This is a genomic window from Kosakonia sp. S57, assembly GCF_016516575.1.
Lineage (GTDB): Bacteria > Pseudomonadota > Gammaproteobacteria > Enterobacterales > Enterobacteriaceae > Kosakonia > Kosakonia cowanii.
Genome location: NZ_JACVUL010000025.1, coordinates 24,931 through 50,980, shown reverse-complemented (window position 1 = coordinate 50,980; position 26,050 = coordinate 24,931). Strand labels below are relative to the sequence as shown.

At 56.4% G+C, this 26,050-nt stretch carries 26 protein-coding genes and 1 other annotated feature; of the genes, 13 read left to right on the top strand and 13 right to left on the bottom strand.

All coding sequences use genetic code 11. The features are described 5' to 3' along the window. The first annotated feature begins 23 nt into the window (after positions 1-23). On the top strand, positions 24-1,394 hold the full coding sequence (locus IAE48_RS20435) for a PTS transporter subunit EIIC (RefSeq protein WP_094419543.1): 1,371 nt from the start codon (positions 24-26) through the stop codon (positions 1,392-1,394). A gap of 1 nt (position 1,395) precedes the next feature. Here the strand turns inward: IAE48_RS20435 and IAE48_RS20430 are convergent, their stop codons facing one another. Genes IAE48_RS20430 through IAE48_RS20415 form a run of 4 tightly spaced genes read right to left on the bottom strand, consistent with a single transcriptional unit; the run spans position 1,396 to position 4,697 of the window. Continuing rightward, positions 1,396-2,055 carry a methionine ABC transporter permease gene (locus IAE48_RS20430; protein WP_200135438.1) on the bottom strand — a complete coding sequence of 220 codons (660 nt, stop codon included), beginning with the start codon at positions 2,053-2,055 and terminating at the stop codon, positions 1,396-1,398. Continuing rightward, a complete protein-coding gene (locus IAE48_RS20425; protein ID WP_200135419.1) occupies positions 2,052-2,843 on the bottom strand; it encodes a methionine ABC transporter ATP-binding protein in 792 nt (263 codons plus the stop codon). The genes IAE48_RS20430 and IAE48_RS20425 overlap by 4 nt, the downstream gene beginning before the upstream one ends. Beyond that, entirely contained in the window at positions 2,840-3,646 is an 807-nt protein-coding gene (locus IAE48_RS20420; protein ID WP_042712879.1) for a MetQ/NlpA family ABC transporter substrate-binding protein, read from the bottom strand. Before IAE48_RS20420 ends, IAE48_RS20425 begins: the two co-directional genes overlap by 4 nt. 22 nt (positions 3,647-3,668) lie before the next feature. After that, entirely contained in the window at positions 3,669-4,697 is a 1,029-nt protein-coding gene (locus IAE48_RS20415; protein WP_200135418.1) for an isopenicillin N synthase family oxygenase, read from the bottom strand. 261 nt (positions 4,698-4,958) lie between these two features. Between IAE48_RS20415 and IAE48_RS20410 the strand changes: the two genes are divergently transcribed. Next, the gene (locus IAE48_RS20410; protein ID WP_124969359.1) at positions 4,959-5,219 is read left to right on the top strand and encodes a type B 50S ribosomal protein L31; all 261 of its coding nucleotides are present in this window, start codon (positions 4,959-4,961) and stop codon (positions 5,217-5,219) included. Positions 5,220-5,222: 3 nt separating this feature from the next. Then, positions 5,223-5,363 carry a type B 50S ribosomal protein L36 gene (ykgO, locus tag IAE48_RS20405; RefSeq protein ID WP_200135417.1) on the top strand — a complete coding sequence of 47 codons (141 nt, stop codon included), beginning with the start codon at positions 5,223-5,225 and terminating at the stop codon, positions 5,361-5,363. Here the strand turns inward: ykgO and IAE48_RS20400 are convergent. The 7 genes from IAE48_RS20400 to acrA all read right to left on the bottom strand — a co-directional run bounded on the left by IAE48_RS20400 (position 5,360) and on the right by acrA (position 12,950). Next, positions 5,360-6,061 (bottom strand): GNAT family N-acetyltransferase, encoded by a 702-nt coding sequence (locus IAE48_RS20400; RefSeq protein WP_200135416.1) that lies wholly within the window; start codon positions 6,059-6,061, stop codon positions 5,360-5,362. The genes ykgO and IAE48_RS20400 overlap by 4 nt on opposite strands. 120 nt (positions 6,062-6,181) lie before the next feature. After that, positions 6,182-6,685 (bottom strand): YlaC family protein, encoded by a 504-nt coding sequence (locus IAE48_RS20395; RefSeq protein WP_200135415.1) that lies wholly within the window; start codon positions 6,683-6,685, stop codon positions 6,182-6,184. A 103-nt stretch (positions 6,686-6,788) separates the two neighbouring features. Next, positions 6,789-7,355 (bottom strand): maltose O-acetyltransferase, encoded by a 567-nt coding sequence (gene maa / locus IAE48_RS20390; RefSeq protein WP_200135414.1) that lies wholly within the window; start codon positions 7,353-7,355, stop codon positions 6,789-6,791. Positions 7,356-7,430: 75 nt separating this feature from the next. Next, positions 7,431-7,649 (bottom strand): HHA domain-containing protein, encoded by a 219-nt coding sequence (locus IAE48_RS20385; protein ID WP_023478287.1) that lies wholly within the window; start codon positions 7,647-7,649, stop codon positions 7,431-7,433. Between the two features lie 23 nt (positions 7,650-7,672). Beyond that, positions 7,673-8,047, bottom strand: coding sequence for an Hha toxicity modulator TomB (gene tomB, locus IAE48_RS20380; protein WP_200135413.1), 375 nt, complete (start codon positions 8,045-8,047; stop codon positions 7,673-7,675). A gap of 531 nt (positions 8,048-8,578) precedes the next feature. Next, a complete protein-coding gene (gene acrB, locus IAE48_RS20375; RefSeq protein WP_094419552.1) occupies positions 8,579-11,728 on the bottom strand; it encodes a multidrug efflux RND transporter permease subunit AcrB in 3,150 nt (1,049 codons plus the stop codon). A 22-nt stretch (positions 11,729-11,750) separates the two neighbouring features. Continuing rightward, entirely contained in the window at positions 11,751-12,950 is a 1,200-nt protein-coding gene (acrA, locus tag IAE48_RS20370; RefSeq protein ID WP_042714476.1) for a multidrug efflux RND transporter periplasmic adaptor subunit AcrA, read from the bottom strand. Between the two features lie 142 nt (positions 12,951-13,092). Between acrA and acrR the strand changes: the two genes are divergently transcribed. Together acrR and mscK are read left to right on the top strand one after the other, a co-directional pair. After that, positions 13,093-13,746, top strand: a complete 654-nt coding sequence (acrR, locus tag IAE48_RS20365) for a multidrug efflux transporter transcriptional repressor AcrR (RefSeq protein ID WP_023478285.1) — start codon at positions 13,093-13,095, stop codon at positions 13,744-13,746. A 122-nt stretch (positions 13,747-13,868) separates the two neighbouring features. Beyond that, a complete protein-coding gene (gene mscK / locus IAE48_RS20360) occupies positions 13,869-17,222 on the top strand; it encodes a mechanosensitive channel MscK (protein ID WP_200135412.1) in 3,354 nt (1,117 codons plus the stop codon). A gap of 17 nt (positions 17,223-17,239) precedes the next feature. Here the strand turns inward: mscK and rsmS are convergent, their stop codons facing one another. Both rsmS and priC read right to left on the bottom strand, forming a co-directional pair. Beyond that, positions 17,240-17,401: a pleiotropic regulatory protein RsmS gene (gene rsmS, locus IAE48_RS20355; RefSeq protein ID WP_023478300.1), complete on the bottom strand. Its 162-nt coding sequence runs from the start codon at positions 17,399-17,401 to the stop codon at positions 17,240-17,242. 13 nt (positions 17,402-17,414) lie between these two features. Then, positions 17,415-17,942 carry a primosomal replication protein N'' gene (priC, locus tag IAE48_RS20350; RefSeq protein ID WP_200135411.1) on the bottom strand — a complete coding sequence of 176 codons (528 nt, stop codon included), beginning with the start codon at positions 17,940-17,942 and terminating at the stop codon, positions 17,415-17,417. A gap of 67 nt (positions 17,943-18,009) precedes the next feature. Here priC and IAE48_RS20345 point away from each other — a divergent pair, with 67 nt between their 5' ends. The 8 genes from IAE48_RS20345 (at position 18,010) to hemH (ending at position 26,022) form a co-directional block, all read left to right on the top strand. After that, complete coding sequence (locus tag IAE48_RS20345; RefSeq protein WP_200135410.1) at positions 18,010-18,387, top strand: DUF454 family protein; 378 nt, start codon at positions 18,010-18,012, stop codon at positions 18,385-18,387. Between the two features lie 151 nt (positions 18,388-18,538). Then, positions 18,539-19,090, top strand: a complete 552-nt coding sequence (apt, locus tag IAE48_RS20340) for an adenine phosphoribosyltransferase (RefSeq protein ID WP_023478292.1) — start codon at positions 18,539-18,541, stop codon at positions 19,088-19,090. A gap of 109 nt (positions 19,091-19,199) precedes the next feature. Beyond that, entirely contained in the window at positions 19,200-21,131 is a 1,932-nt protein-coding gene (dnaX, locus tag IAE48_RS20335) for a DNA polymerase III subunit gamma/tau (protein ID WP_200135409.1), read from the top strand. Next, positions 20,464-20,528 (top strand) — a sequence feature (DnaX frameshifting element). (Overlaps the previous gene by 65 nt.) Before the next feature lie 82 nt (positions 21,132-21,213). Beyond that, positions 21,214-21,543, top strand: coding sequence for a YbaB/EbfC family nucleoid-associated protein (locus IAE48_RS20330; protein WP_023478246.1), 330 nt, complete (start codon positions 21,214-21,216; stop codon positions 21,541-21,543). Continuing rightward, positions 21,543-22,148: a recombination mediator RecR gene (recR, locus tag IAE48_RS20325; protein ID WP_023478251.1), complete on the top strand. Its 606-nt coding sequence runs from the start codon at positions 21,543-21,545 to the stop codon at positions 22,146-22,148. The genes IAE48_RS20330 and recR overlap by 1 nt, the downstream gene beginning before the upstream one ends. A 109-nt stretch (positions 22,149-22,257) precedes the next feature. Further along, positions 22,258-24,132, top strand: coding sequence for a molecular chaperone HtpG (gene htpG / locus IAE48_RS20320; RefSeq protein ID WP_094419554.1), 1,875 nt, complete (start codon positions 22,258-22,260; stop codon positions 24,130-24,132). A 170-nt stretch (positions 24,133-24,302) separates the two neighbouring features. After that, positions 24,303-24,947 (top strand): adenylate kinase, encoded by a 645-nt coding sequence (gene adk, locus IAE48_RS20315; protein WP_200135408.1) that lies wholly within the window; start codon positions 24,303-24,305, stop codon positions 24,945-24,947. Between the two features lie 112 nt (positions 24,948-25,059). Beyond that, positions 25,060-26,022, top strand: a complete 963-nt coding sequence (gene hemH / locus IAE48_RS20310; RefSeq protein WP_200135407.1) for a ferrochelatase — start codon at positions 25,060-25,062, stop codon at positions 26,020-26,022. The last annotated feature ends 28 nt before the right edge of the window (positions 26,023-26,050 follow it).

The following is a 26,050-nucleotide window of genomic DNA, read 5'->3' as shown; positions in this document are numbered from 1 at the left end:
CAACGCATCCGGCAGGAGTTTTTATGGGCACGCAAGAAGCCATCACCAATATTATTCGCCTGGTGGGCGGGCGGGATAATATTCATAACGTCTGGCACTGTATGACGCGCCTGCGCTTCTCGCTGGTGGATGACAATAAAGTGGAGCAGGCGGAGATTAAAAAAGTGCCCGGCGTGCTGGGCGCGCAGCTGCAAAGCGATCAGTTCCAGATTGTGATTGGCCCGCAGGTTAACAGCTGGTACGAACAGCTTCTCGCCGCCCTCGGCAACGCGCCGACAGCTCCGGCCGCGAAAGAGAAGGGGCGCAAAAGCCTGGTGTCGCTGTTTATGGATACGGTCTCCGGCGTCTTTGGGCCGATTGTGCCTGCCATTGCCGGGGCGGGGATGATCAAAGGGCTGCTGGCCGGGCTGATTGCCCTCAACGTCATCTCGGCGAAAAGCGATACGGTGATCGTCATCGATCTGATTGCCAGCGGCGTCTTCTACTTCCTGCCCTTTTTCCTTGCGGTCTCGGCGGCAAAAATATTCAAGACCAATGAATATCTGGCGGCAGCGGTCGCGGCCTGCCTGATGTACCCCTCACTTATCGAGGCGGCGAAAGCGCTGGCGGCGCATCAGGAGGGGGCAGTCAGCGCCTTCTGGCTGCTTAACGCCATCCCCGTTTCCGTCTTTAACTACTCGGCAAGCGTGATCCCGGTGATCTTCTCGGTGCTGGCGCTTAGCTATATCCATCGCTGGGTGGACAGCATTATGCCGGAGGTGCTGAAGACCGTCTTTACGCCAACATTGACGCTGTTCCTCGGTGCGCTGGCGGCGTTGGTAGTGATTGGCCCCATCGGCATCTGGCTCGGCAAAGGGCTGGCGCTGTTTATTGAAGGGCTGTTCAGTATTTCGGCAAGCTTCGCCGGGCTGGTGGTGGGGGCGATTCGCCCGGTGGCGATCCTCACCGGCATGCACCACGCCATGACGCCGATTGCGCTGCAAAACTTCAGCGATCGCGGGTATGACATGCTGATGCCGATGATGTTTATGGCCAATATGGCGATTGCTGGTTCCACCTTTGCCATCTGGCGCTTGAGTAAAGATCGCCAGGAGAAGAGCGTCAGCTTGTCGGCGGCCATTTCGGCGCTGCTCGGCATTACCGAACCGGCGCTGTTTGGTGTCTTAACACGCTACAAAAAAGCCTTTATTGCCGCCACCGTTGCCAGCTCGCTGGCCTCGGCCTTTATCGCCTTCTTCGGCGTGCGGCTCTACGGCTATATTTTGTCGAGCATCTTCAGCCTGCCAGCCTACATTGGCCCCTACTTTATCTTTGCGCTCTCCGGTGTGGCGATTGCGCTGGTGCTCTCCTTTGCACTCACCACGCTGCTGCTGGCGAAAGAGGCGAAACAGTAGCTTAACGTCGGTGCGCCAGGCGGCGCACCAGCCTCTCTCCTGCCATCTGTACGCCCTGTACCAGCACCACCAGGATCACCACCGTTCCGACCATCACCTGATCGTTAAAGCGTTGATAACCATAGCGGATGGCAAGATCGCCCAGCCCGCCGCCGCCAATGACTCCCGCCATCGATGAGAAACCAATCAGCATCACCACCGTCAGCGTAATGCTCGCCAGCAGCGAGGGGAGCGCTTCGGGCAGCAGCGCTTTGCCAATCACATGCCACAGGTTGCCACCCATCGAGAGGATCGCTTCGATACGGCCATACTCCACCTCATCAAGGGCGTTTTCCGTTAAGCGCGCAAAGAAGGGAAAGGCACCGATGGTGATCGGCACAATCGCCGCCGTGCTGCCCAGCGTGGTGCCGATCAACAGGCGGGTGAAGGGGATCAGCGCAATCAGCAGCACAATAAAGGGCAGCGAGCGGCCGACATTGACGATGCTACCGAGTACGGCATTCAGCGTCGGCATCGGTGCCAGGCCATTGCGGCGCGAGATAAATAACAGCACGCCAAGCGGCAGGCCAATCAGCACCGTAAAGAGCGCCGCCAGCCCGACCATATAGAGCGTCTCCAGCGTGCCGTTCACCAGCAGCGGCCAGAGTTCGCCCCAGCTCATGCCACCACGCATAATGGCCTCCCGTTAAAACCGTGGCGGGCGAGAAACGCCTGCTCGCTTTGCGGATCGTGTAACAGCGACTGGCGCAGTTTCGAGCGCGGTGTCATCAGCAGCTCGGCGATTTTCCCATGCTCAATCAGCTCGCCATCCTCCAGCAGCGCCGCGTGATCGCAGAGGGTTTTCACCACCTCCAGCTCATGGGTGATCAGCACAATCGTCAGATTCAGCTTCTGGTTGATATCCGCCAGCAGCGACAGCACCGAGGCGGTGGTTTGCGGATCGAGGGCGCTGGTCGCTTCATCACACAATAGCACCTGCGGCCGGGTAGCCAGCGCGCGGGCAATGCCGACGCGCTGCTTCTGCCCGCCGGAAAGCTGCGAGGGGAAAGCGTGGGCTTTGTCGCTCAACCCCACCAGCCATAGCAGTTCCTCAATGCGTGACTGGCGCTGCGCTTTCGGCACGCCGGCAATCTCCAGCGGCACGGCGATGTTTTGCGCCACCGTGCGGGCATGAAGAAGGTTGAAGTGCTGGAAAATCATGCCGGTACGCAGGCGGTGCGCGCGCAGCCCGGCGTTATCAAGCCGGGTGATGTCGCAGCCGTCGACGATAATGCGGCCCGCCGTGGGCCGCTCCAGCAGATTAAGGCAGCGGATCAGCGTGCTTTTTCCCGCACCGCTGCGCCCAAGGATGCCGTAGATCGCCCCCTTCGATACGTGCAGCGAGAGATCCTTTAATGCCGGTCGGCCTGTTCCGGCATAGATTTTACTCAGCCCTTCGATGGCAATCATGACTGCGGCGCGACCGGGATCACCGAACCGTGATAACGCTTGCGAATAAACTCGGCCACCTGCGGTGAGGTGAGATCTTTAGCCAGCGCTTTGATGCGCGGATCGTTGGCAAGCTGTGGCGTGGTGACCAGAATATTGGCGTAGGGGTTATGCTCCGCGCTCTCCAGCCCCAGCGCATCTTTTGCCGGCGTCAGCCCCGCTTCCAGCGCATAGTTGCCGTTGATCACTGCCAAATCGACATCATCCAGCGAGCGCGGGATCTGCGGGGATTCGATCTCAAGGATCTTCAGGTGTTTCGGGTTTTCAGCGATGTTTTTCGGCGTCGCCTGGGTGGTGGCCGGATCGGTAAATTTAGCGTCGAGTTTTATCAACCCCTGGCTTTGCAGCAGAAACAGCGCGCGACTCAGGTTGGTGGGGTTATTGGGCACGGCAACGGTGGCGTTATCCGGCAGCGAGGTAAAGTTTTTATATTTGCGCGAGTAGATGCCCAGCGGCTCGATATGCACCGTTGCCGCCACGGCAAACGGCTTACCCAGCACCTTTTCCTGATCTTTCAGGTAGGGCAGGTGCTGGAAGTAGTTGGCGTCGACGTCGCCATTTGCCAGCAGTTCGTTGGCATTGGCGCCGTTGCTCAGCTCCACCACTTGCAGATCGAGTTTCGGATCGAGGGTTTTGATGTAGTTAAGGATCTCGGCGTGCGGCACAGGATCGGCGGCGACACGTAAGGGAGCGGCCTGGGCGGCGAAGCCCGCCAGCGAGAGAGACAGCGCGGCACCTGCCAGCGTCAATGCGACATATTTCATGGTGTATTCCTTGTAGTTAGCGTCAGGCGATCAGCTGTTCTGTGCGGCTGCGCAGCACATCGCGGTAGTAACGTTCCGCCACGTCCGGGTGGGATCGCAGGCGGCCTTTCAGGTAGTTCCAGCCCACATCGCGCAGCAGCGGGTTGAGCGGATCGCTCTCCGGCCCGCGCGCCTCCTCTGCCAGATGAGGGGGAAGGGTGTAGAGCGGCACATTGGCTTCCAGCTGTGCGCCGAGGAAAAAGGCGATGGAGAGCCGCTCGCGATCCGCTTGCGGGGAAACCACCCGGTGCACCGTGGCGCGCAGATAGCCGTTGGTCGCCAGCTCCAGCAGTTCGCCGATATTGACCACGAAGCTGCCAGCCCGCGGCGCGGCGTCGATCCAGCGATCGGGCGCCACCTCGACCTGTAACCCTTTTTGCTCATCCTGCAACAGGAAGCTGAGGAAACCGGAATCTTTATGCGCCCCGACGCCCTGCGCGCTCTGCGTGGCGTGCTGGCCGGGATAGCGGATCAGTTTGATGTGCTCGTTGGGCTTGCTGCCATACAGCGCGTCAAACGCATCGGCGGGAAGTTGCAGCGCTTCGGCAAAGGCGCGCAGCAGGCGCAGCGCCATCGATGTCATGGCGCGCTGCCACTCAAGCAGGGCGGGCTTCAGCGTCGGTAAGGCCTCTGGCCATAAATTTGGCCCCTGTAGCCGTCGCCAGCGCGGATCGCTGTCGCTCAGTAACAGCGCCGGGCGCTCGGCGCCGATATCGAACTGTTCACGCCAGTCCGGCTGGCCGCGGGTGATCTCCGATGCGGCGCGGTTGTAGCCGCGAAAGTGGGGAGAGTGGATCATCGCTACCTGCTCTTTTTGCACCTCGGTGAGGGCGAAAAAGCGGCGCGCTTCCCGCTGCACGGCATTCTGTAAAGCGTCGTCGACGCCGTGGTTAATCAGGTAGAAAAAGCCGATGTCGCGCGCGGCGTGGCGCAGGTCGGCGAGGAAGGCATCGCGTTCAGCGCTACTGGTGTAACGGGCGAGATCGAGAACCGGTAAGGTGGCTGCGTTCACTGTTTTCTCCGCAAATAGTCGATAAAGGGGGATGTGTCAGGTTCGGGGTTGGGCGGCAACAACAACGCATGATCTTCTCCTGTTAGCGGGTTTAACTCAGCTTGCCTCAGGCGAGAAAATTGAACCAATAACCTTCTTTTCTAATTTATGACCGCGCAGGATCATGTGCTTTTGCGAAAAACGCATAACGCGCGCTGCTTGAAATGGCGACACATCTCCGATAGACTTTTGTTATGTTATAACAAAACAGATGAGTGAATTATGCGACCTGATATCCATCCCCATTACCGCACCGTGGTGTTTCACGACACTAGCGCTAACGAATACTTCAAAGTGGGTTCGACCATCCGAACGGATCGGGAAATTGAACTGGATGGGGTGAAATATCCCTATATCACCATTGAGGTTTCGTCTGCGTCGCACCCTTACTACACCGGTAAGCAGAAAGTGATCTCCAGTGAAGGCAGCGCGGCGCGGTTTCAGCAGCGCTATGGCCGGTTCTTTAACGATAAGAAGGCGTAAACCATGCAGGTACTCAATTCATTGCGCAGCGCAAAGCAACGCCACCCTGACTGCCAGATTGTCCGCCGCAAGGGGCGTATCTATGTGATTTGCAAATCGAACCCGCGCTTTAAAGCGGTGCAGGGTAAGAGGAAGAAACGCTAAGCGCGAAGCGATGCCAGCGCAGCGCGCTGCTTGCCGTCGGGGGTAAAGTTATCGGCGGCAAGCCAGCGTTGCAGCGCCTGGTCAACGGCGGGCCACTCGCCATCAATAATCGAAAACCAGTCCGTGTCGCGGTTATGCCCTTTACGCACCATCGCCTGGCGAAAGCGCCCCTCAAACTGAAAACCTAACCGCAGTGCCGCCCGGCGCGACGGTTCATTCAGGCTGTGGCACTTCCACTCATAGCGGCGATAGCCAAGCGTGCTAAAGGCATAACGCATCAACAGCCAGTGCGCTTCCGTCGACGCAGGCGTGCGGCTGAGCAGCGGCGAAAAATGCACGTGCCCTACCTCCATCACCCCATTCTCGCTATCAATACGCATCAGCGCCAGGCTGCCGACCGGTTTACCGGTGCGCAGATCGATCACCGCAAAATGGATGGGATCGCGCAGCGCACAGTTGCTCTCAACCCATTGACGATACTCCGCTTCGTTTTGTTCCGGCTCGCGGGTGAGCCAGGTCCAGCTTCGGTTATCCGGCGCCTGCTGGTGCGCCTGAAACAGTGCCGCAGCATGATCGACGCTGAGCGGTTCGAGGCGGCAGAAATGGCCTTCAAAAGTGAGACGTTGCGGAAAAGGGCGGGGCCGCCAGTCGGGCAGGGCCTCGCCGACAGGTTGTTGATATTGATTCAGCTGAGTCATCGTTTCTCCTTGAGAAGGCGGGTGGCGGTCGGTTTTTATCAGACCACAAATCGCAAAGGAGAGATATTCCTGAAAAGAGGGAGGAGCGTGCCGCGCTGTTACGCGCGGCAGCATGCCGGCTTAACCGGCAGAGTGCTGAGCCACAGGCGCGGTGGGTTGCGCAGAGGCCGGGCGGGTGAGGGTATAAACGTCGTAAAACGACAGATCGCCCTTACGCGTAATCATCTTTTCCAGCTGTGCTTTCTCTTCAGCGCTGACTTTCGGCGACTGCATAATCGCGTCGATCAGGCTTTGCGGCACAAAGCGGGTGTTATACCACTCGCCGTTGTAGCAGACGCGGAAGTCGAGCACGTCGATATCCTCAAAGCGATAACGCGGGTAAACATCAAAGAAGAAGAAACCGTTCAGGACGATGAAAAGTACCACCAGCAGCCAGACGGAGCCGATAAGGGTGTCGGACAGCAGCATCACCGCCAGGGTCGCAAAGAATGCCAGATACATGCCGATAAACAGACCCGGATGGTTGCGAATAAAACTGATGCTGAAGCGCGGTCGGTTGTCCCGTTTCTCGCGCTGGTTGATCTCTTCAATCGTTTCGGTGAGCAGCCGCTGTATTTCTGTCATCTTGGGCCTTTATTGATACTGATTTGCAGGTGGACACGCTATTTTAAGTTGCCGTCCAGTGTGAAAAAAGTAACAGTTTTGCCACAAAAAAAGATAACAGTTACTAAACGGTTGCTTCAGCCAGATGTTTGATAATACGAGCCGGGTTGCCGCCGACGACCACATTGGCAGGTACATCTTTCACCACCACCGCGCCGGAGGCAATCACTGCATTATCGCCGATGGTAACGCCCGGATTAATTACCGCGCGTCCGCCAATCCACACATTGTGACCAATCGTGACCGGCTTACCATATTCCACGCCGCTGTTTCGCTCGACAGCATCAAGCGGGTGCGTCGCCGTATAGATATGAACGCCCGGAGCCAGCATACAGTTATCGCCAATATGAATCGGGCAGACATCGAGCATTACGCAATCGAAATTAGCGTAAAAGCTTTCGCCAAGGAAAATATTGTAACCGTAGTCGCAGCGGAAAGTGGGCTCGATATACGCCCCTTCGCTCTGCCCGAGTAGGTCGGCAAGAATCGCTTTACGTTCTGCTTTTTCATCCGGGCTGGAGTGGTTGTAACGGTGCAGCAGTTGGCGTGCGCGCAGCCGATCGGCGCGCAGAGTGTCGTCGCCCGCCCGGTAGGGAAGACCGGCGATCATTTTCTGTTTTTCGTCATTCATTTTTTAGAGTGTACCTGGTACGGAGGTTGAACGATTGACTGTGGCAGAAATAACATCTCTTAACATTGAGAAGAATTAGCGAACAAATTTCCACACCGACGAGGGGATTTTGTCATAAAGCTTATTCATGGTCAGTTCAGCCAGACGATGATCGGCCGCTGAATAAAACACCGTAAGCTCATCATCGGTCAGTTCGTATTTATTTTTTTCAATAACGCGTTCAAGCGTATCAATTGATTGGCAGCGCCTTAAACGCATCAAATAATCAATTTTTGTTAATGGTTTTTCGGACATATCTTTACCTTAGTGTTGAAAAATTAACAAGAGTGACTTACTGGATTAGCCTTGCTTACATTGACGAAACTGCGAAACAGCTTGCTGCCTGTTTTACGCCATTTCTGTAAGTCGTGTGTATTAATACCGTAACTGCTAAACAACATAAACGTGTCATCAAGGTATTCGTCGATCAATTCAATCAGCTTATTATCTTCATCGTGCTTAATTTTATAATTCAACGCGAACGTTGCGATATGCTCAATCAGCTCATTTAACTGCAGGTTGATGGCTGATGTGGGATCGTTAACCCATCCATGATGGCTCTCTTCCAGATTGGCGAGGCACTCCTGGTGCAACGATTCGCAGAGAAATTTAAGCTGCGCAATATCATGCCTTTTCGGCGAGTATTCGTCCATAACGCATCCCCTTCTGAGTGGTAATTTTTTTACTAACCAAAGGCTGATTCAGGATGGGAACTTCTGCTCTGACCAGAGACATATGCTGATTTATGTTCGTTGATATAACTATAAGCCACTATGAATAGGATTTCATTGAGCTATCACGAAAAATTACAAATAATATCTCTTCCTGCGGGAAAAGCGGTGCGGCACAGCGAAAAGTAGCGATGCGAATCGTCTCATAACGCTAAGTAAGTCAGCGGACTGCCTTACATTTCATTAAGTTAGCATGAGTACGATTATTCCGCTTATAAGAATATTTTTCTGCCAGGATTTTTCTGACTTAAAGTAATATTAAGAGAATTTAAGATTATTACTGGAAAATATAGCACATTCGCAAATACACAGTGATTATATGCCTTAATGCCAACGCATAAATTAATCAGTTAAACAATAACGTATTTAATGATCCGATGAGTTGGAAAGCACAACAGTGTAAAAAAGAAAAAGGCCGCTATGCGCGGCCTTTTCTTATATCAGCAAAGAGGATCAGTGCTGTTCAACCTTGTGGCTGTGTTCAACATCTTCACTGCGGCGGCTGAAGCGGCGGCGAACCACCACAAAGAATACCGGAACAAAGAAGATGGCCAGCACGGTCGCGGTGATCATCCCGCCCATTACGCCAGTACCTACGGCGTTCTGCGCGCCGGAGCCCGCACCAGAACTGATAACCAGCGGCAGTACCCCAAGGATAAACGCCAGCGAGGTCATCAGAATCGGACGCAGGCGCATACGGACTGCCTCAAGCGTCGCTTCAATCAGCCCTTTGCCCTCTTTATCCATCAGATCTTTGGCGAATTCGACGATAAGTATCGCGTTCTTCGCCGACAAGCCAATGGTTGTCAGCAGGCCCACCTGGAAGTAAACGTCGTTGCCAAGACCGCGGAACGTCGCCGCGAGCAGGGCACCGATAACGCCAAGCGGAACCACCAGCATCACCGAGAACGGAATCGACCAGCTCTCATAGAGCGCCGCCAGACAGAGGAAGACGACGATAAGCGAAATGGCGTACAGCGCCGGTGCCTGGTTGCCGGAGAGGCGTTCCTGATAGGACATGCCGGTCCAGTCGAAACCGATGCCGGTTGGCAATTTACTTGCCAGCTGCTCCATCAGATCCATCGCTTCACCGGTACTGCGGCCCGGTGCAGCCTGGCCCAGCAGTTCCATTGACGGCAGACCGTTGTAACGCTCCAGACGCGGTGAACCATACTCCCAGTGGGTAGTAGAGAACGCGGAGAAAGGCACCATCTGACCGTCCGTCGCGCGCACATACCAGTTGCCAATATCGTTTGGCAGCATGCGGTATTTCGCCTGCGACATAACGTAAACCTTCTTCACGCGACCGCGGTCGATAAAGTCGTTCACGTAGCTGCCGCCCCAGGCTGCGCCCAGTGTGGTGTTGATGTCGCTAATCGACACGCCCAGCGCCTGCGCTTTCTCCTGATCGATATCGATCTTGAACTGCGGCGTATCTTCCAGACCGTTGGGACGCACGCCCACCAGCAGATCCGGATGCTGCGCAATCTCGCCAAACAGCTGGTTACGCGCCTGCGTTAACTTATCGTGACCGAGGTTAGCCTGGTCAATCAGCTGGAAGTCGAAGCCGGTTGCGGTACCCAGTTCAACAATTGCCGGCAGGTTAAAGGCGAAGACCATCGCATCTTTAATCTGCGAGAAGTGCGCGCTGGCACGACCTGCAATTGCCGGAACTTTGTTCTCCTCACCCGCACGCTCATCCCAGTTTTTCAGCGAAACGAACGCCAGACCGGTGTTCTGCCCGCGGCCCGAGAAGCCGAAGCCGTTAACGGTAAAGACCGAGTTAACGTTGGCTTTCTCATTCTCCAGGTAGTATTTCGTCACTTCGTCCAGCACCTTCTGCGTACGCTCTTGCGTCGCGCCGGCAGGCAGCTGGGCCATGGTCAGAAACACGCCCTGGTCTTCATCAGGCAGGAACGAACTCGGCAGACGGACAAACAGCACCGCCATACCCGCAACGATAACAATATAGAGCAGCAGATAACGACCGGTGCTGCGCAGGATATTGCCCACGCTGTCGGTGTAGTGGTGCGTGCTCTTATCGAACATGCGGTTAAACCAGCCGAAGAAGCCTTTTTTATGCTCGCCGTGATCGCCTTTGGCGACCGGTTTCAGCATGGTGGCACAGAGTGCCGGCGTCAGGATCAGCGCTACAATCACCGACAGCACCATCGCGGAAACAATGGTAATGGAGAACTGACGATAGATTGCGCCGGTAGAGCCGCCGAAGAAGGCCATCGGAATAAATACCGCCGACAGCACCAGCGCAATACCGACCAGCGCGCCCTGAATCTGATCCATCGAACGCCGGGTTGCCTCTTTTGGCGGCAGACCCTCTTCCATCATCACACGTTCGACGTTCTCCACCACCACGATGGCATCATCCACCAACAGGCCTATCGCCAGCACCATACCGAACATGGTGAGGGTGTTTATCGAGTAGCCGAAGGCGTTAAGAATGGCGAAGGTACCCAGCAGCACCACCGGCACTGCAATGGTCGGGATCAGCGTCGCGCGAAAGTTCTGCAGGAACAGATACATGACCAGGAAGACCAGCACGATCGCTTCAACCAGCGTTTTAACCACTTCGTTAATGGAGATCTTAACGAACGGGGTGGTGTCGTACGGGTAAACCACTTTCAGACCGTGCGGGAAGAAAGGTTCGAGACCGGCAATGGTGGCGCGTACCGCTTCTGCGGTATCCAGTGCGTTAGCACCCGTCGCCAGTTTGATACCCAGACCCGCTGCCGGTTGACCGTTGTAGCGTGCGACAACGTCGTAGCTTTCGCCGCCCAGCTCAATCTTCGCCACGTCGCGCAGGCGAACCTGCGAACCATCGCTGTTCACTTTCAGCAGAATTTTGCCAAACTCGTCGGTCGAGGTGAGACGGGTCTGCGCGATGATCGAGGCGTTCAGCTGCTGCCCTTTCACCGGCGGCGTACCGCCCAACTGCCCGGCCGCGACCTGGGCGTTCTGCGCTTTAATAGCCGTGATCACGTCAACTGGGGTCAGCTGGAAGTTATTGAGCTTGTTCGGGTCCATCCAGATACGCATCGCATACTGCGCGCCGAACAGCTGAACGTCACCCACGCCTTTGGTACGGCTGACCGGATCTTTAATGGTCGCGCCCACATAGTCGGCAATATCTTCCTGCTTCATTGAGCCGTCGGTACTGATCATACCGAGCACCATCAGGAAGCTACTGGACGATTTCTCAACGCTCACGCCCTGTTGCTGCACTTCCTGCGGCAGAAGCGGCATCGCCAGCTGCAGTTTGTTCTGCACCTGAACCTGCGCGATATCCGCATCAGTACCGGAATCAAAGGTGATGGTGATCTGGACCGTACCAGAGGAGTCACTGGTGGAGGACATATAAAGGAGGTTATCGATACCGTTCATGTTCTGTTCGATAACCTGCGTTACGGTGTCTTGCACCGTTTTCGCATCAGCACCCGGGTAAGAAGCGGTGATCTGAACCGCAGGTGGCGCAATCGTTGGATACTGCGCCACCGGCAATTTGAGGATCGATAGCGCCCCCGCCAGCATGATGATAATCGCGATAACCCACGCAAATATGGGGCGATCGATAAAAAACTTAGCCATGTCTTAACGGCTCCTGTTTAAGTTAAGACTTCGGTTGCTCTGACTGGCCGTTGGCCTGGGCTTGCTCTTTCTTGTCAGATGTCACTTCCTGGGCCTTGACCTGCACGCCAGGTTTGACTTTTTGTAACCCTTCGATGATCACGCGATCGCCGCTTTTCAGGCCATCGGTAACCAGCCACTTGTCGCCAATGGCCTGGGTCGCGGTGATATTGCGGATTTCAACTTTGTCGCCTTCACCTACCACCATCGCCGTTGCGTCACCGCGCGGCGTACGGGTCACACCCTGTTGCGGAACCAGCAGGGCGTTCGGGTTAACCCCTTCTTCCAGCTTGGCGCGCACGAACATACCCGGCAGCAGCGTGTGGTCCGGGTTAGGGAACACGGCGCGCAGGGTGATTGAACCGGTGGTCTGATCGACGGTTACGCCAGAGAACTCAAGGGTACCGGACTGGTCATATTTCATGCCGTCGTTGGTCACCAGCTCCACTTTCGCTTTGCCGTTATCCTGCTTCAGCGAACCGTTAGCCATCTCCTGCTTGAGGCGCAGGAAATCGTTGCTGGACTGGGTGACATCGACGTAGATCGGATCAAGCTGCTGCACGGTGGTCAGCGCAGTGGTCTGCCCGCTCTGCACCAGCGCACCTTCGGTAACGGTAGAGGTACCGGTGCGGCCGCTAATTGGGGAGGTGACTTTGGTGTAAGCCAGGTTGATGCGCGCGTTCTCGACCGCAGCTTTTGCGGCGATAACCGTGGCGTTTGCCTGCTGCGCGTCTGCCTGCGCCGTATCATAATCCTGTTGGCTGATGTATTTGGTGCCCAACAGTTTCTTATAACGGTTCAGGGTCATCTGCGCGATATTCGCCGCTGCCTGCGCTTTGGCTAAATCGCCTTTCGCACTGTCGTAGGCGGCCTGATAGGTCGCTGGATCAATCTGATAGAGCGAGACACCCGCTTCGACGTCACTGCCTTCGGTAAAGTTGCGCTTCAAAATAATGCCGCTAACCTGCGGACGGACTTCAGCAATGCGATATGCAGTGGTGCGACCCGGCAGCTCGGTGGTGATCTGCAGAGGTGCCGCTTTCACCGTTACCACGCCGACTTCCGGCGCCTGGCCGGCTCCCTGCTGCTGCTGCGCAGGTTTATCGTCACATCCTGTAAGCGCTAAGCTGCCCGAAAGCATCAGAACGACCGCCAGAGGCGTTAGCCCTCTGTTTATGTTCATAAGTAAACCTCGAGTGTCCGATTTCAAATTGATCAATGGATCAAAGGCCCAAAAACCCATTGCTGCGTTTATATTATGGTCGTGCTATGGTACAAACATTCACAAATGTATGTAAATCTGACTCCTGTAAATTCACCGACATATGGCACGAAAAACCAAACAACAGGCGCTTGAGACGCGACAACACATTCTTGATGTTGCCATGCGGCTGTTTTCCCGGCAGGGCGTTTCATCAACTTCGCTGGCTGAAATTGCGCAGGCGGCAGGAGTAACTCGCGGCGCGATTTACTGGCATTTCAAAAACAAGTCAGATTTGTTTAGTGAAATTTGGGAACTGTCGGAGTCCAGTATTGGAGATCTTGAAACTGAGTATCGGGCAAAATTCCCTGGCGATCCACTCTCAGTATTAAGAGAAATATTGGTTTATATTCTCGAAGCCACCGTTGTCGAAGAGCGGCGTCGGCTGATGATGGAAATTATCTTCCATAAATGCGAGTTTGTCGGCGAAATGGCGGTGGTGCAGGAGGCGCAGCGCGATTTATGTCTGGAAAGTTACGATCGCATTGAAAATACACTCACTGAATGTATTCAGGCGAAATTATTGCCCGCTAATCTTTTAACCCGCCGTGTCGCGGTGCTGATGCGCGCCTATGTCTCCGGAATTATGGAAAACTGGCTCTTTGCGCCGCAATCTTTCGATCTGAAAAAAGAGGCGCGCGCCTACGTCGCCATCCTGCTGGAGATGTGCCAGTTCTGCCCGACGCTGCGCGACGACACGCCGGCTCTCAAGGCATAAGCAGGCCGCCAGGATTTCTCCTGGAGGCCGCTCACTCTTCTAGGTAGTTGTCTGCACGCGTGATATTCTTCGCGCGTGGCCACTCCGGCCGCTTTCCCGAACAGACAACGATCGCTCAAATTATGTTGCACACCAATCGCACACCTAACCCGTTCGCAGCATTTGCCGCCGCACTGTTTCTTATTTTTATCAGCTTCTCAAGCCTGGCGGCGTCCGCACAGAGCGGAAGTGATTTGCCTTCGCGCAGCGAAGTGCAGAATCAGCTCGACGCACTCAATAAACAAAAAGATCACTCCGCGCAGGAGAAGCTGGTTATTCAGGATCTCAATGAGACTCTTGATACGCTGGATAAAATCGACCGCGTCAAGCAGGAGACCGCGCTGCTGAAGCAGAAAGTGGCGCAGGCGCCGGAACAGCTGCGTCAGGCTACCGATGCTCTCAACGCGCTGAATGATAAAGACAGCGATGAGGAGACGCGCAAAACCCTTGCCACGCTCTCGCTTCGTCAACTGGAGTCGCGCGTTTCGCAGCTGCTTGAAGATCTGCAAACCGCGCAGAACGATCTCTCCAATTACAACAGCCAGCTGGTGTCGCTGCAGACGCAGCCGGAGCGCGTACAGAATGCGATGTACAGCGCTTCGCAGCAGTTGCAGGAGATCCGCAACCGTCTGAACGGCACGGTTGCCGGCGAAGGCGCCCTGCGCCCGACGCAGCAAACGCTGTTACAGGCTCAGCAAACCCTGCTTAATGCGCAAATTGAACAGCTGCGCAAAAGCCTCGAAGGCAATACCACTTTGCAGGATACGCTGCAGAAGCAGCGGGATTATGTCACCGCAAACAGTAACCGCCTCGAACACCAGCTTCAGTTATTGCAGGAAGCAGTCAACAGCAAACGTCTGACGTTGACGGAGAAGACGGCGCAGGAGGCGGTGACGCCGGATGATACCGCGCGCATTCAGGCGAACCCGCTGGTGAGCCAGGAGCTGGAGATTAACCACCAGCTGAGCCAGAAGCTGATTGAAGCCACCGAAAGCGGCAACGCGCTGGTGCAGCAGAATATCAAAGTGAAGAACTGGCTCGACCGCGCCCTGCAATCCGAGCGCAATATTAAAGAACAAATTTCGGTGCTGAAGGGGAGCCTGCTACTGTCGCGCATCCTCTATCAGCAACAGCAGACGCTGCCCTCAGCCGATGAGCTTGAGGATATGACCAACCGCATTGCGGATCTGCGTCTGGAGCAGTTCGACATCAACCAGAAGCGTGACGCGCTGTTCCAGAACGAGAACTTCGTCGCCAAACTGGAAGAGGGCCACCAGAGCGAAGTCAACGACGAAGTACACGACGCGCTGTTGCAGGTGGTCGATATGCGCCGTGAGTTGCTCGATCAACTGAACAAGCAGCTCGGCAACCAGCTGATGATGGCCATTAACCTGCAGGTCAATCAGCAGCAGTTGATGAGCGTGTCAAAAAGCCTGCAGGAGATCCTGACCCAGCAAATCTTCTGGGTAAACAGCAACAAGCCGATGGACTGGGAGTGGATCAAAGCCTTCCCGCAGACCCTGCGCGATGAGATCAAAGGCACCCACATTACCGTCAACTGGGAAAAAGCGCTGCCGGCGGTGGCGATCGCGTTTCTCGCCGGGCTGCCGCTGCTGCTGATTGCCGGGCTTATCCGCTGGCGTTTGCGCTGGCTGAAAAAGTATCAGGCAAAGCTGGCGGAGCAGGTTGGGCAGCTTCGCAGCGACAGCCAGCTGCATACGCCAAAAGCGATCCTCATCGATCTGATCCGCGCCTTGCCGGTCTGCCTGCTGATTCTGGCGGCGGGGCTGATTCTGCTTACCATGCAGCTCAATATCAGCGAACTGCTGTGGGCATTCAGTAAGAAGCTGGCGCTCTTCTGGCTGGTCTTTGGCCTGTGCTGGAAAGTGCTGGAGAAAGAGGGCGTTGCCGTTAACCACTTTGGCATGCCAGCGCAGCTGACCAGCCACTGGCGGCGGCAGATTGTGCGCATCAGCCTCGCGCTGCTGCCGCTCCACTTCTGGTCGGTGGTCTCTGAGCTGTCGCCGCTGCATCTGATGGATGATGTGCTCGGGCAGTTTGTCATTCTGCTGAACCTGTTGGTGATCACCGCGCTGGTGTGGCCGATGTTCCGCGAAAGCTGGCACGATAAAGAGTCCCATGCGCTGCGCCTGGTCACCGTTACGGTGCTGGCGATTGTGCCGATTGCCTTAATGGTGCTGACCGCGACCGGTTACTTCTACACCACGCTGCGCCTTGCCGGGCGCTGGATTGAAACCGTCTACCTGGTGATTATCTGGAACTTGCTCTACCAGACGGTGCTGCGCGGTTTGAGCGTAGCGGCGCGGCGTATTGCCTATCGCCGTGCGCTGGCGCGTCGCCAGAATATGGTGAAAGAGGGCGCGGAAGGCGCCGAGCCGCCGGAAGAGCCAACTATTGCGCTGGAGCAGGTTAACCAGCAGACACTGCGCATCACCATGCTGGTGATGGTGGCGCTGTTTGGCGTGGTCTTCTGGGCGATTTGGTCAGACTTGATCACCGTGTTTGCCTACCTCGACAGCATTACGCTGTGGCACTACAACGGCACCGAAGCGGGGGCGGCGGTGACCAAGAGCGTTACTCTCGGCAGCCTGCTGTTTGCGATTATCGCCTTTGTGGTGGCCTGGGCACTGATCCGCAACTTGCCGGGTCTGCTTGAAGTGTTAGTCCTGTCGCGTCTCAATATGCGCCAGGGCTCCTCCTACGCCGTCACCACTATTCTGAACTACGTCATTATTGCGGTCGGGGCGTTAACAGTCTTCGGATCGCTCGGTGTCTCGTGGGATAAGTTGCAGTGGCTGGCGGCGGCGTTGTCGGTCGGTCTCGGCTTCGGGTTGCAGGAGATCTTCGGTAACTTTGTCTCCGGCCTGATTATCCTGTTTGAGCGCCCGGTCCGTATCGGCGATACCGTCACCATCGGCACCTTCTCTGGCACGGTCAGCAAGATCCGTATTCGTGCGACAACCATCACCGACTTCGATCGCAAAGAGGTGATTATCCCGAACAAGGCCTTTGTGACCGAGCGGCTGATCAACTGGTCGCTCTCCGATACCATCACCCGCGTGGTGATCCGTATCGGTGTGGCCTATGGCTCCGATCTGGAGAAAGTGAAGAAGGTGCTGCTGAAGGCGGCGATGGATCACCCGAAAGTGATGCACGACCCGGAACCGGCGGTCTTCTTTACCACCTTCGGGCCGAGCACGCTGGATCACGAGCTGCGTCTCTATGTGCGTGAACTTCGCGATCGCAGCTATACGGTGGATGAGCTTAACCGCACCATCGATCGCATGTGCCGGGAAAACGACATCAATATCGCCTTCAACCAGCTCGAAGTGCACCTGCGCAATGAGAAGGGTGACGAGTTAACGGAAGTGAAGCGCGAGATAAAGGGCGACGATCCGACCCCTGAAGCGCCGTAATGGTTAGCCCCTCTTCCTCAGGGAAGGGGGGCTGCCGGCTGTAACTGCTTCTGTTCAAAATCCCGTTTGACGATCTCCAGCGCTTTTAACACCAGATCGGGGGCGATCTCATGCTGTTCAAGCAGCATAATCAGATCGACCGCCAGCTTGACCTCATCCGGGGCATTTTCCAGCGACATCTTCTCTCCTTGGTTAACGGGTTAAACGCGCCAGCACGCGCTCAATATTTTCCAGCGCTTTGCGACAGCGGCCGAGCCGGACATCTAATGCTTCCACTTCTTTATGCAGCTTCTGCTGTTCGGCAAGTGTAGTAACCGACACTAAACGCACGTTACGCTCATTTTTCATCGCCTGCAGGCGGCGCTCATACTCCTGATGCTGCAAGCGCCGCCGCTGCCAGCGCGTAATGCCGGGCGAGGCGTGATCCCATTGGCGTAGTGGCCAGACGGCGCTCTCCCGCGTCAGCGCGGCGATTTGTGCAGTTAAATGCTCCGCCAGCCAGAGCGCCTGCGGCAAATGGTTGCGCGCCACAGTCTCGCGCAGCGCCGCCAGGTTTTTATCGGTCTCATTAAGATAAGCACGCATGCGTGTATCTTTTGTCTGAAAAAGATGGCGATCAAAACGGGCGCTGACGGTGAAGTGATCCGCCAGCGGCGCGGCCTGCTGGCGTAACCGGGCAAGTTGCTGCTCCAGCCTCTCTAAAAGCGCGTCGCTTTTCATCTCTCATTCCCTCTTTTTCACGGCGATTATGGTACATTAGCCGCTTATTCCGGCAACGATTAGCACTATGCAACGCACTATTTTAATCATCATTGGCTGGCTGGCGGTAGTGCTCGGCACCCTGGGTGTCGTTCTGCCCGTTTTACCGACCACACCTTTTATCCTGCTGGCCGCCTGGTGTTTTGCCCGCTCGTCGCCGCGTTTTCATCACTGGCTGCTCTACCGCTCCTGGTTTGGCGGCTATCTGCGGCACTGGCAGCAGTATCACGCCATGCCGCCCGGCGCAAAGCCGCGCGCGATTGTTATTACGCTTCTGACCTTCGCGGTCTCGCTCTATTTTGTGAAGATGATGTGGGTGCGCGTTTTGCTGCTGATCATCCTCGCGTGTCTGCTGATTTTTCTCTGGCGGATACCGGTGGTTGATGCAAAGCAACAAAAAACCTAATGCGCTGCGATGGCAGTTGCAATTCTCGCTCACTGCCAGTAAATTCGAGCGTTTTCGAGCACGGGGTCGACTGGTTAAAGCTTAACCAGAGGCCAATTGAGCCTTTATCATACGTCCCGTGAGTAATACCGTTTCTATCAGGCAAATATCCATGACAGCGACTGCGCAGCAGCTTGAATTTCTCAAAAACAGCATCAAAAGCATTCAGGATTACCCGAAGCCGGGCATCCTGTTCCGTGATGTCACCAGTTTGCTGGAAGACCCGAAGGCGTACGCCCTCAGCATTGAACTGCTGGTTGAGCGTTACAAAAACGCCGGGATCACTAAAGTTGTTGGTACCGAAGCGCGTGGCTTCCTGTTCGGCGCGCCGGTGGCGTTAGGCCTCGGCGTTGGCTTTGTGCCGGTACGTAAGCCGCGTAAATTGCCGCGTGAAACTATCAGCGAGAGTTATGAGCTGGAGTATGGCACCGATCAGTTAGAGATCCATGTTGATGCGATCCAGGCTGGCGACACCGTGCTGGTGGTCGACGATCTGCTGGCAACCGGCGGTACCATCGAAGCGACGGTGAAACTGATCCGCCGTCTGGGTGGCGAGGTTACCGACGCGGCGTTCATTATCAATCTGTTCGACCTGGGCGGCGAAGAGCGCCTGAAAAAACAGGGTGTTACTAGCTACAGCCTGGTCTCGTTCCCGGGGCATTGATCCCGCGTACCTTCATCCCTCACGCCTGAGGGATGAAGTGCATTCTCAGCCGATGCTGTGTTAGCATTACCCCTCGTGAATCCACCTTCCAGCGTTTCAGAGCCTGCCAATGAGTTATCAGGTCTTAGCCCGAAAATGGCGACCGCAAACTTTTGCTGACGTCGTCGGCCAGGAGCATGTGCTGACCGCACTGGCGAACGGCTTAACATCAGGACGCATTCATCATGCGTATCTGTTCTCCGGCACCCGCGGCGTCGGAAAAACCTCTATTGCCCGTTTGCTGGCGAAGGGGCTTAACTGCGAAACCGGTATTACGGCGACACCGTGCGGTGTCTGCGATAACTGCCGTGAAATCGAGCAGGGCCGTTTTGTCGATCTGATTGAGATCGACGCCGCGTCGCGCACCAAAGTGGAAGATACCCGCGATCTGCTGGACAACGTCCAGTACGCGCCGGCGCGTGGCCGCTTCAAAGTCTATCTGATTGACGAAGTGCACATGCTCTCGCGTCACAGCTTCAACGCGTTGTTGAAAACCCTTGAAGAGCCGCCCGCGCACGTTAAATTCCTGCTGGCGACCACCGATCCGCAAAAACTGCCGGTGACGATCCTTTCCCGCTGCCTGCAGTTCCATCTTAAAGCGCTGGATGTCGATCAGATCCGCACCCAGCTTGAACATATTCTCGCTGATGAGAAGATCGAATCCGAGCCGCGTGCGCTGCAACTGCTGGCGCGCGCCGCCGACGGCAGCCTGCGTGATGCCCTGAGCCTGACCGATCAGGCTATTGCCAGCGGCAACGGCCAGCTTTCCGCTGCGGTAGTCAGCGCTATGCTCGGCACGCTGAATGACGATCAGGCGCTCTCCCTGGTGGAAGCGGTCATCGCTGCCAACGGCGAGCGGGCAATGGCGCTGGTCCATGATGCCGCCTCGCGTGGCGTCGAATGGGACGCGCTGCTGCTGGAGATGCAGAGCCTGCTGCACCGCATCGCCATGGTTCAGCTCACCCCGGCGGCACTCGGCAGCGATATGGCATCGGTGGAGCACCGTCTGCGCGAGCTCGCGCGCACCGTGCCGCCTGCCGATATTCAGCTCTACTACCAGACGCTGTTGATTGGCCGCAAAGAGTTACCCTTCGCGCCCGACAGACGGATGGGCGTTGAGATGACCTTACTGCGCGCGCTGGCGTTCCACCCGCGCGCGCCGCTGCCTGCGCCAGAGGGGCAGCAAGCCTCGTTTGCGCCGGTCGCGCCGACGGCGGTGATGTCGCCGCAGCAGGTCGCCCCTGCACCGCAGGCGCAGCCCGCCCCCCAGCAAGATGTTCCGCTGCCGCCCTCTACCAGCCAGGTGCTGGCGGCGCGCAGACAGCTGCAGCAGGCGCAGGGAGCAGACAAAGCAAAAAAGAGTGAACCGGCAGCCGCAACCCGCGCGCGGCCGGTGAGTAACGCCGCGCTGGAGAGGCTCGCCTCTGTCACCGAGCGCGTACAGTCCCGCCCGGCGGCGGCAACGGCCGACAACAAGCCGGTGAAAAAAGAGGCCTATCGCTGGAAAGCGACCACCGTCGTTGAGACGGTAAAAGAGGTCATCGCCACGCCAAAAGCGCTGAAAAAGGCGCTTGAGCACGAGAAAACGCCGGAGCTGGCGAAGAAGTTGGCAGAAGAGGCGATCGAGCGCGACGCGTGGGCAAAAGAGGTGAGTCTGCTGAAATTGCCTAAACTGGTCGAGCAGGTGGCGCTAAATGCCTGGAAAGAGCAGGATGGCGCGCGCATCACTCTGCACCTTCGCAGCGCCCAGCGCCATCTCCATTCGCCCGGCGCGGTGAAGACACTTGGCGAGGCGCTCGGCGAATTGCACGGTTCGACGGTTGAACTGACTATTATTGAAGATGATAATCCGGCGGTGCGTACGCCGCTGGAGTGGCGTCAGGCCATCTATGAAGAGAAGCTCGCGCAGGCGCGCGAGTCGATTATTGCGGATAACAATATCCAGACCCTGCAGCGCTTTTTCGATGCGGATCTGGATGAAGAGAGTATCCGCCCCCTTTGACAGGAAGAGCGATACTTCCCGTTTTCAACCCTGAATGTGACTTATCACCCTGGTCAGTCACCACAGCTAAAGAGAGAAGCCTATGTTTGGAAAAGGCGGTCTGGGTAACCTGATGAAACAGGCCCAGCAGATGCAAGAAAAGATGCAGAAAGTGCAGGAAGAGATCGCGCAGCTGGAAGTGACCGGCGAATCAGGCGCGGGTCTGGTGAAAGTGACCATCAACGGCGCGCATAACTGCCGTCGCGTGGAGATCGATCCGAGCCTGCTCGAAGACGACAAAGAGATGCTGGAAGATCTGGTCGCCGCTGCATTCAACGATGCTGCACGCCGCATTGAAGAGACGCAGAAAGAGAAGATGGCCTCTGTCTCTTCCGGTATGTCCCTGCCGCCAGGCTTTAAGATGCCGTTCTGATGCAAACCAGTCCGCTGTTAACGCAGCTTATGGAAGCGTTGCGCTGTCTGCCGGGCGTTGGCCCGAAGTCGGCGCAGCGCATGGCATTTACGCTGCTGCAGCGGGATCGCAGCGGCGGCATGCGCCTCGCGCAGGCGCTCACCCGGGCGATGTCGGAGATTGGTCACTGCGCGGATTGCCGCACCTTTACCGAGCAGGAGGTGTGTAACATCTGCACCAACCCGCGACGTCAGGAAAACGGTCAAATCTGCGTGGTGGAAAGCCCGGCGGACATCTACGCCATTGAGCAAACCGGTCAGTTTTCCGGTCGCTACTTTGTGCTGATGGGCCACCTGTCGCCGCTGGACGGTATCGGGCCGGATGATATCGGTCTCGACCGGCTCGAGCAGCGCCTCGAATCTGAAAAGATTCAGGAGGTGATCCTCGCCACCAACCCGACGGTGGAAGGGGAGGCGACCGCCAACTATATTGCCGAGCTGTGCGGGCAATATGGCGTGGAAGCCAGCCGTATCGCCCACGGCGTGCCGGTGGGCGGCGAGCTGGAGATGGTGGATGGCACCACGCTTTCCCACTCTCTCGCCGGGCGTCACAAGATTCGTTTTTAACCAGACGGGGGCAGAAATTTTTGCCTCCGCTTGAAATTCCCCGTCGTTATCCCCACTTCTCCCTCAACGCTTTTTCCACCTTGTAAATGGCATTGTTGAGGTTTTCCCAATGAAAGGACAAGAAACACGTGGCTTCCAGTCAGAAGTAAAACAGCTTCTGCATTTGATGATCCACTCTCTTTATTCCAACAAAGAAATCTTCCTGCGTGAGCTTATCTCCAACGCCTCGGATGCGGCGGATAAACTGCGTTTCCGCGCGCTCTCCAAACCCGATCTTTATGAAGGCGACGGCGACCTGCGCGTGCGCGTCTCCTTCGACAAAGAGAAACGTACCCTGACCATCGCCGATAACGGTATCGGCATGAACCGCGATGAAGTGATTGACCATCTGGGGACAATTGCTAAATCCGGCACCAAAGCCTTCCTCGAATCAATGGGTTCCGATCAGGCGAAAGATAGCCAGCTGATCGGTCAGTTCGGCGTGGGTTTCTACTCGGCATTTATCGTTGCTGACAAAGTGACCGTGCGCACCCGCGCGGCGGGCGAAAGCGCCGAAAACGGCGTCTTCTGGGAATCGGAAGGCGCGGGCGAATACACCGTTGCCGATATCACCAAAGCCGATCGCGGTACCGAGATCACCCTGCATCTGCGCGAAGGGGAAGATGATTTCCTCAACGACTGGCGCGTGCGCTCCATCATCAGCAAATACTCCGACCATATCGCGCTGCCGGTTGAGATCGAAAAACAGGAAGAGAAAGACGGCGAAACCGTTGTCACCTGGGAGAAGATCAACAAAGCGCAGGCGCTGTGGACGCGTAACAAGTCTGAAATCAAAGATGACGAGTACAACGAGTTCTACAAACATATCTCCCATGATTACAGCGATCCGCTGATCTGGAGCCATAACCGCGTTGAAGGGAAGCAGGAGTACACCAGCCTGCTCTATATCCCGTCGCAGGCGCCGTGGGATATGTGGAACCGCGATCACAAGCACGGCCTGAAACTCTACGTGCAGCGCGTCTTTATCATGGACGAAGCCGAGCAGTTTATGCCGAACTATCTGCGTTTCGTACGCGGGCTGGTCGACTCCAACGATCTGCCGCTTAACGTCTCCCGTGAAATTCTGCAGGACAGCAGCGTTACCCGCAGCCTGCGCACTGCGCTGACCAAACGCGTACTGCAAATGCTGGAAAAACTGGCGAAAGATGACGCGGAAAAATACCAGACCTTCTGGCAGCAGTTCGGCCTGGTGCTGAAAGAGGGGACCGGCGAAGACAGCGGCAACCTGGAAACCATCGCCAAACTGCTGCGTTTTGCCTCCACGCACAACGACTCCTCCGCACAGACCGTGTCGCTGGAAGAGTACGTCTCGCGCATGAAAGAGGGCCAGGAGAAGATCTACTTCATCACCGCCGACAGCTACGCCGCGGCGAAGAGCAGCCCGCACCTCGAGCTGCTGCGTAAGAAAGGCATCGAAGTACTGCTGCTTTCCGACCGCATTGATGAGTGGATGATGAGCTACCTGACCGAATTCGACGGTAAGCCATTCCAGTCTGTAGCGAAAGCCGATGCTTCGCTGGACAAACTGGCTGACGAAGTGGATGAGTCCACCAAAGAAGCGGAAAAAGCGCTGGAGCCGTTTGTTGAGCGTGTGAAAACCCTGCTCGGCGAGCGCGTGAAAGAGGTGCGTCTGACTCACCGTCTGACCGATACGCCAGCCGTTGTGGTGACCGACGCTGATGAGATGAGCACGCAGATGGCGAAGCTGTTTGCCGCGGCTGGCCAGAGCGCGCCGGAAGTGAAATACATCTTCGAACTGAACCCGGATCACGCGCTGGTGAAACGCGCGGCGGATACCCAGGACGAAGGGCAGTTTAACCAGTGGGTTGAACTGCTGCTCGACCAGGCGCTGTTCGCCGAACGCGGTACGCTGGAAGATCCAAACCAGTTTATTCGCCGCATGAACCAGCTGCTGGTTTCGTAAGCAGCACCAGGGAGGCCACCGCGCCTCCCTTTTTTATTCCCGCTTTTGCCGTTTAAGAAAAAGGTAGCATTACCGTTTCAGCGTCCGCGCCTTTCTTGAGCCTGCCTCCTCTTGATGGTATCTTTTAGCGCTTTTGAAAAATTGAACCAACATTTGAGGGGATTTTCGCAATGCGTATTATTCTGCTGGGCGCCCCGGGCGCAGGTAAAGGAACTCAGGCGCAGTTCATCATGGAGAAATACGGTATTCCGCAAATCTCTACGGGTGACATGCTGCGTGCCGCAGTAAAATCTGGCAGCGAGCTGGGTAAACAGGCGAAAGATATCATGGACGCTGGCAAGCTGGTCACCGACGAGCTGGTTATTGCGCTGGTGAAAGAGCGTATCGCCCAGGAAGATTGCCGCAATGGCTTCCTGCTGGACGGTTTCCCGCGCACCATTCCGCAGGCGGATGCGATGAAAGAAGCCGGTATCAACGTCGATTTCGTGCTGGAATTCGCCGTGCCGGACGAGCTGATTGTCGATCGTATCGTCGGTCGTCGCGTTCACGCTGCCTCTGGCCGCGTTTACCACATCAAATACAACCCGCCGAAAGAGGAAGGGAAGGATGATGTGACCGGCGAAGAGCTGACCACCCGTAAAGACGACCAGGAAGAGACCGTGCGTAAGCGCCTGGTCGAATACCATCAGCTGACGGCTCCGCTGATCGGTTACTATCAGAAAGAAGCGCAAGCGGGTAACACCCGGTACGTTAAAGTTGACGGCACCAAAGCGGTTAGCGACGTGCGCGCTGAACTGGAAAAAATCCTCGGGTAATTTCCATTTCCCCCGGCTATGTGTCGGGGGAAACTATCAATCACAGCAATTGGTTCCGTTTACCCGCTTTTCGGCTACAATAATCAACCAGTTAAATGGTTAAGAGGCGCGAATGAGTCAGGCAAAAACGGGCATTTTGTTGGCCAATCTCGGCACCCCCGATGCACCCACCCCCCAGGCCGTTAAACGGTATCTGCGGCAGTTCTTAAGCGACAGACGCGTGGTCGATGCGCCCCGCTTGCTGTGGTGGCCGCTGTTACGCGGCGTGATCCTGCCTATTCGTTCTCCCCGCGTGGCGAAACTCTACAAATCCGTCTGGATGGAAGAGGGCTCACCCTTGATGGTCTACAGCCGCAGGCAGGAAAAAGCCCTGGCGGCGCGTTTGCCGGATGTTCCCGTCGCGCTCGGCATGAGCTACGGTTCACCGTTGCTGGAGAGCGCGGTCGAGGCGCTGATGGCGCAGGGCGTCGAACATATCGTTGTGCTTACGCTCTATCCGCAGTACTCCTGCTCGACGGTTGCCGCCGTCTGGGATGAGCTGGCGCGTATTCTCGGCAAAAAACGCTTTATCCCCGGCATCTCCTTTATTCGCGACTACGCCGATAATGCAGACTACATCGCGGCGTTAGCGAACAGCGTGCGCGCCTCGTTTGCGCAGCATGGCGAACCGGATCTGCTTCTGCTCTCTTACCACGGTATTCCGCAGCGTTACGCCGCGCAGGGGGATGATTACCCGCAGCGCTGCCGCGATACCACCCGTGAGCTGGTTTCCGCTCTCGACCTGCCGCCGGAGAAGGTGATGATGACCTTCCAGTCGCGATTCGGCCGCGAACCGTGGCTGACGCCTTACACCGATGAGACGCTGAAAATGCTCGGTGAGAAGGGCGTGAAGCATATTCAGGTGATGTCACCGGGCTTTGCCGCCGACTGCCTGGAGACGCTGGAGGAGATCGCCGTGCAGAACCGCGAGTTCTTCCTCGAAGCCGGGGGCGAAAAGTATGAATACATTCCTGCGCTGAATGATTCACCGGAGCATATTGAGATGATGGTCAACTTAACGGCCAAATATCGCTGATCGCTGCGCGGGCCGAGTGTGATACCAT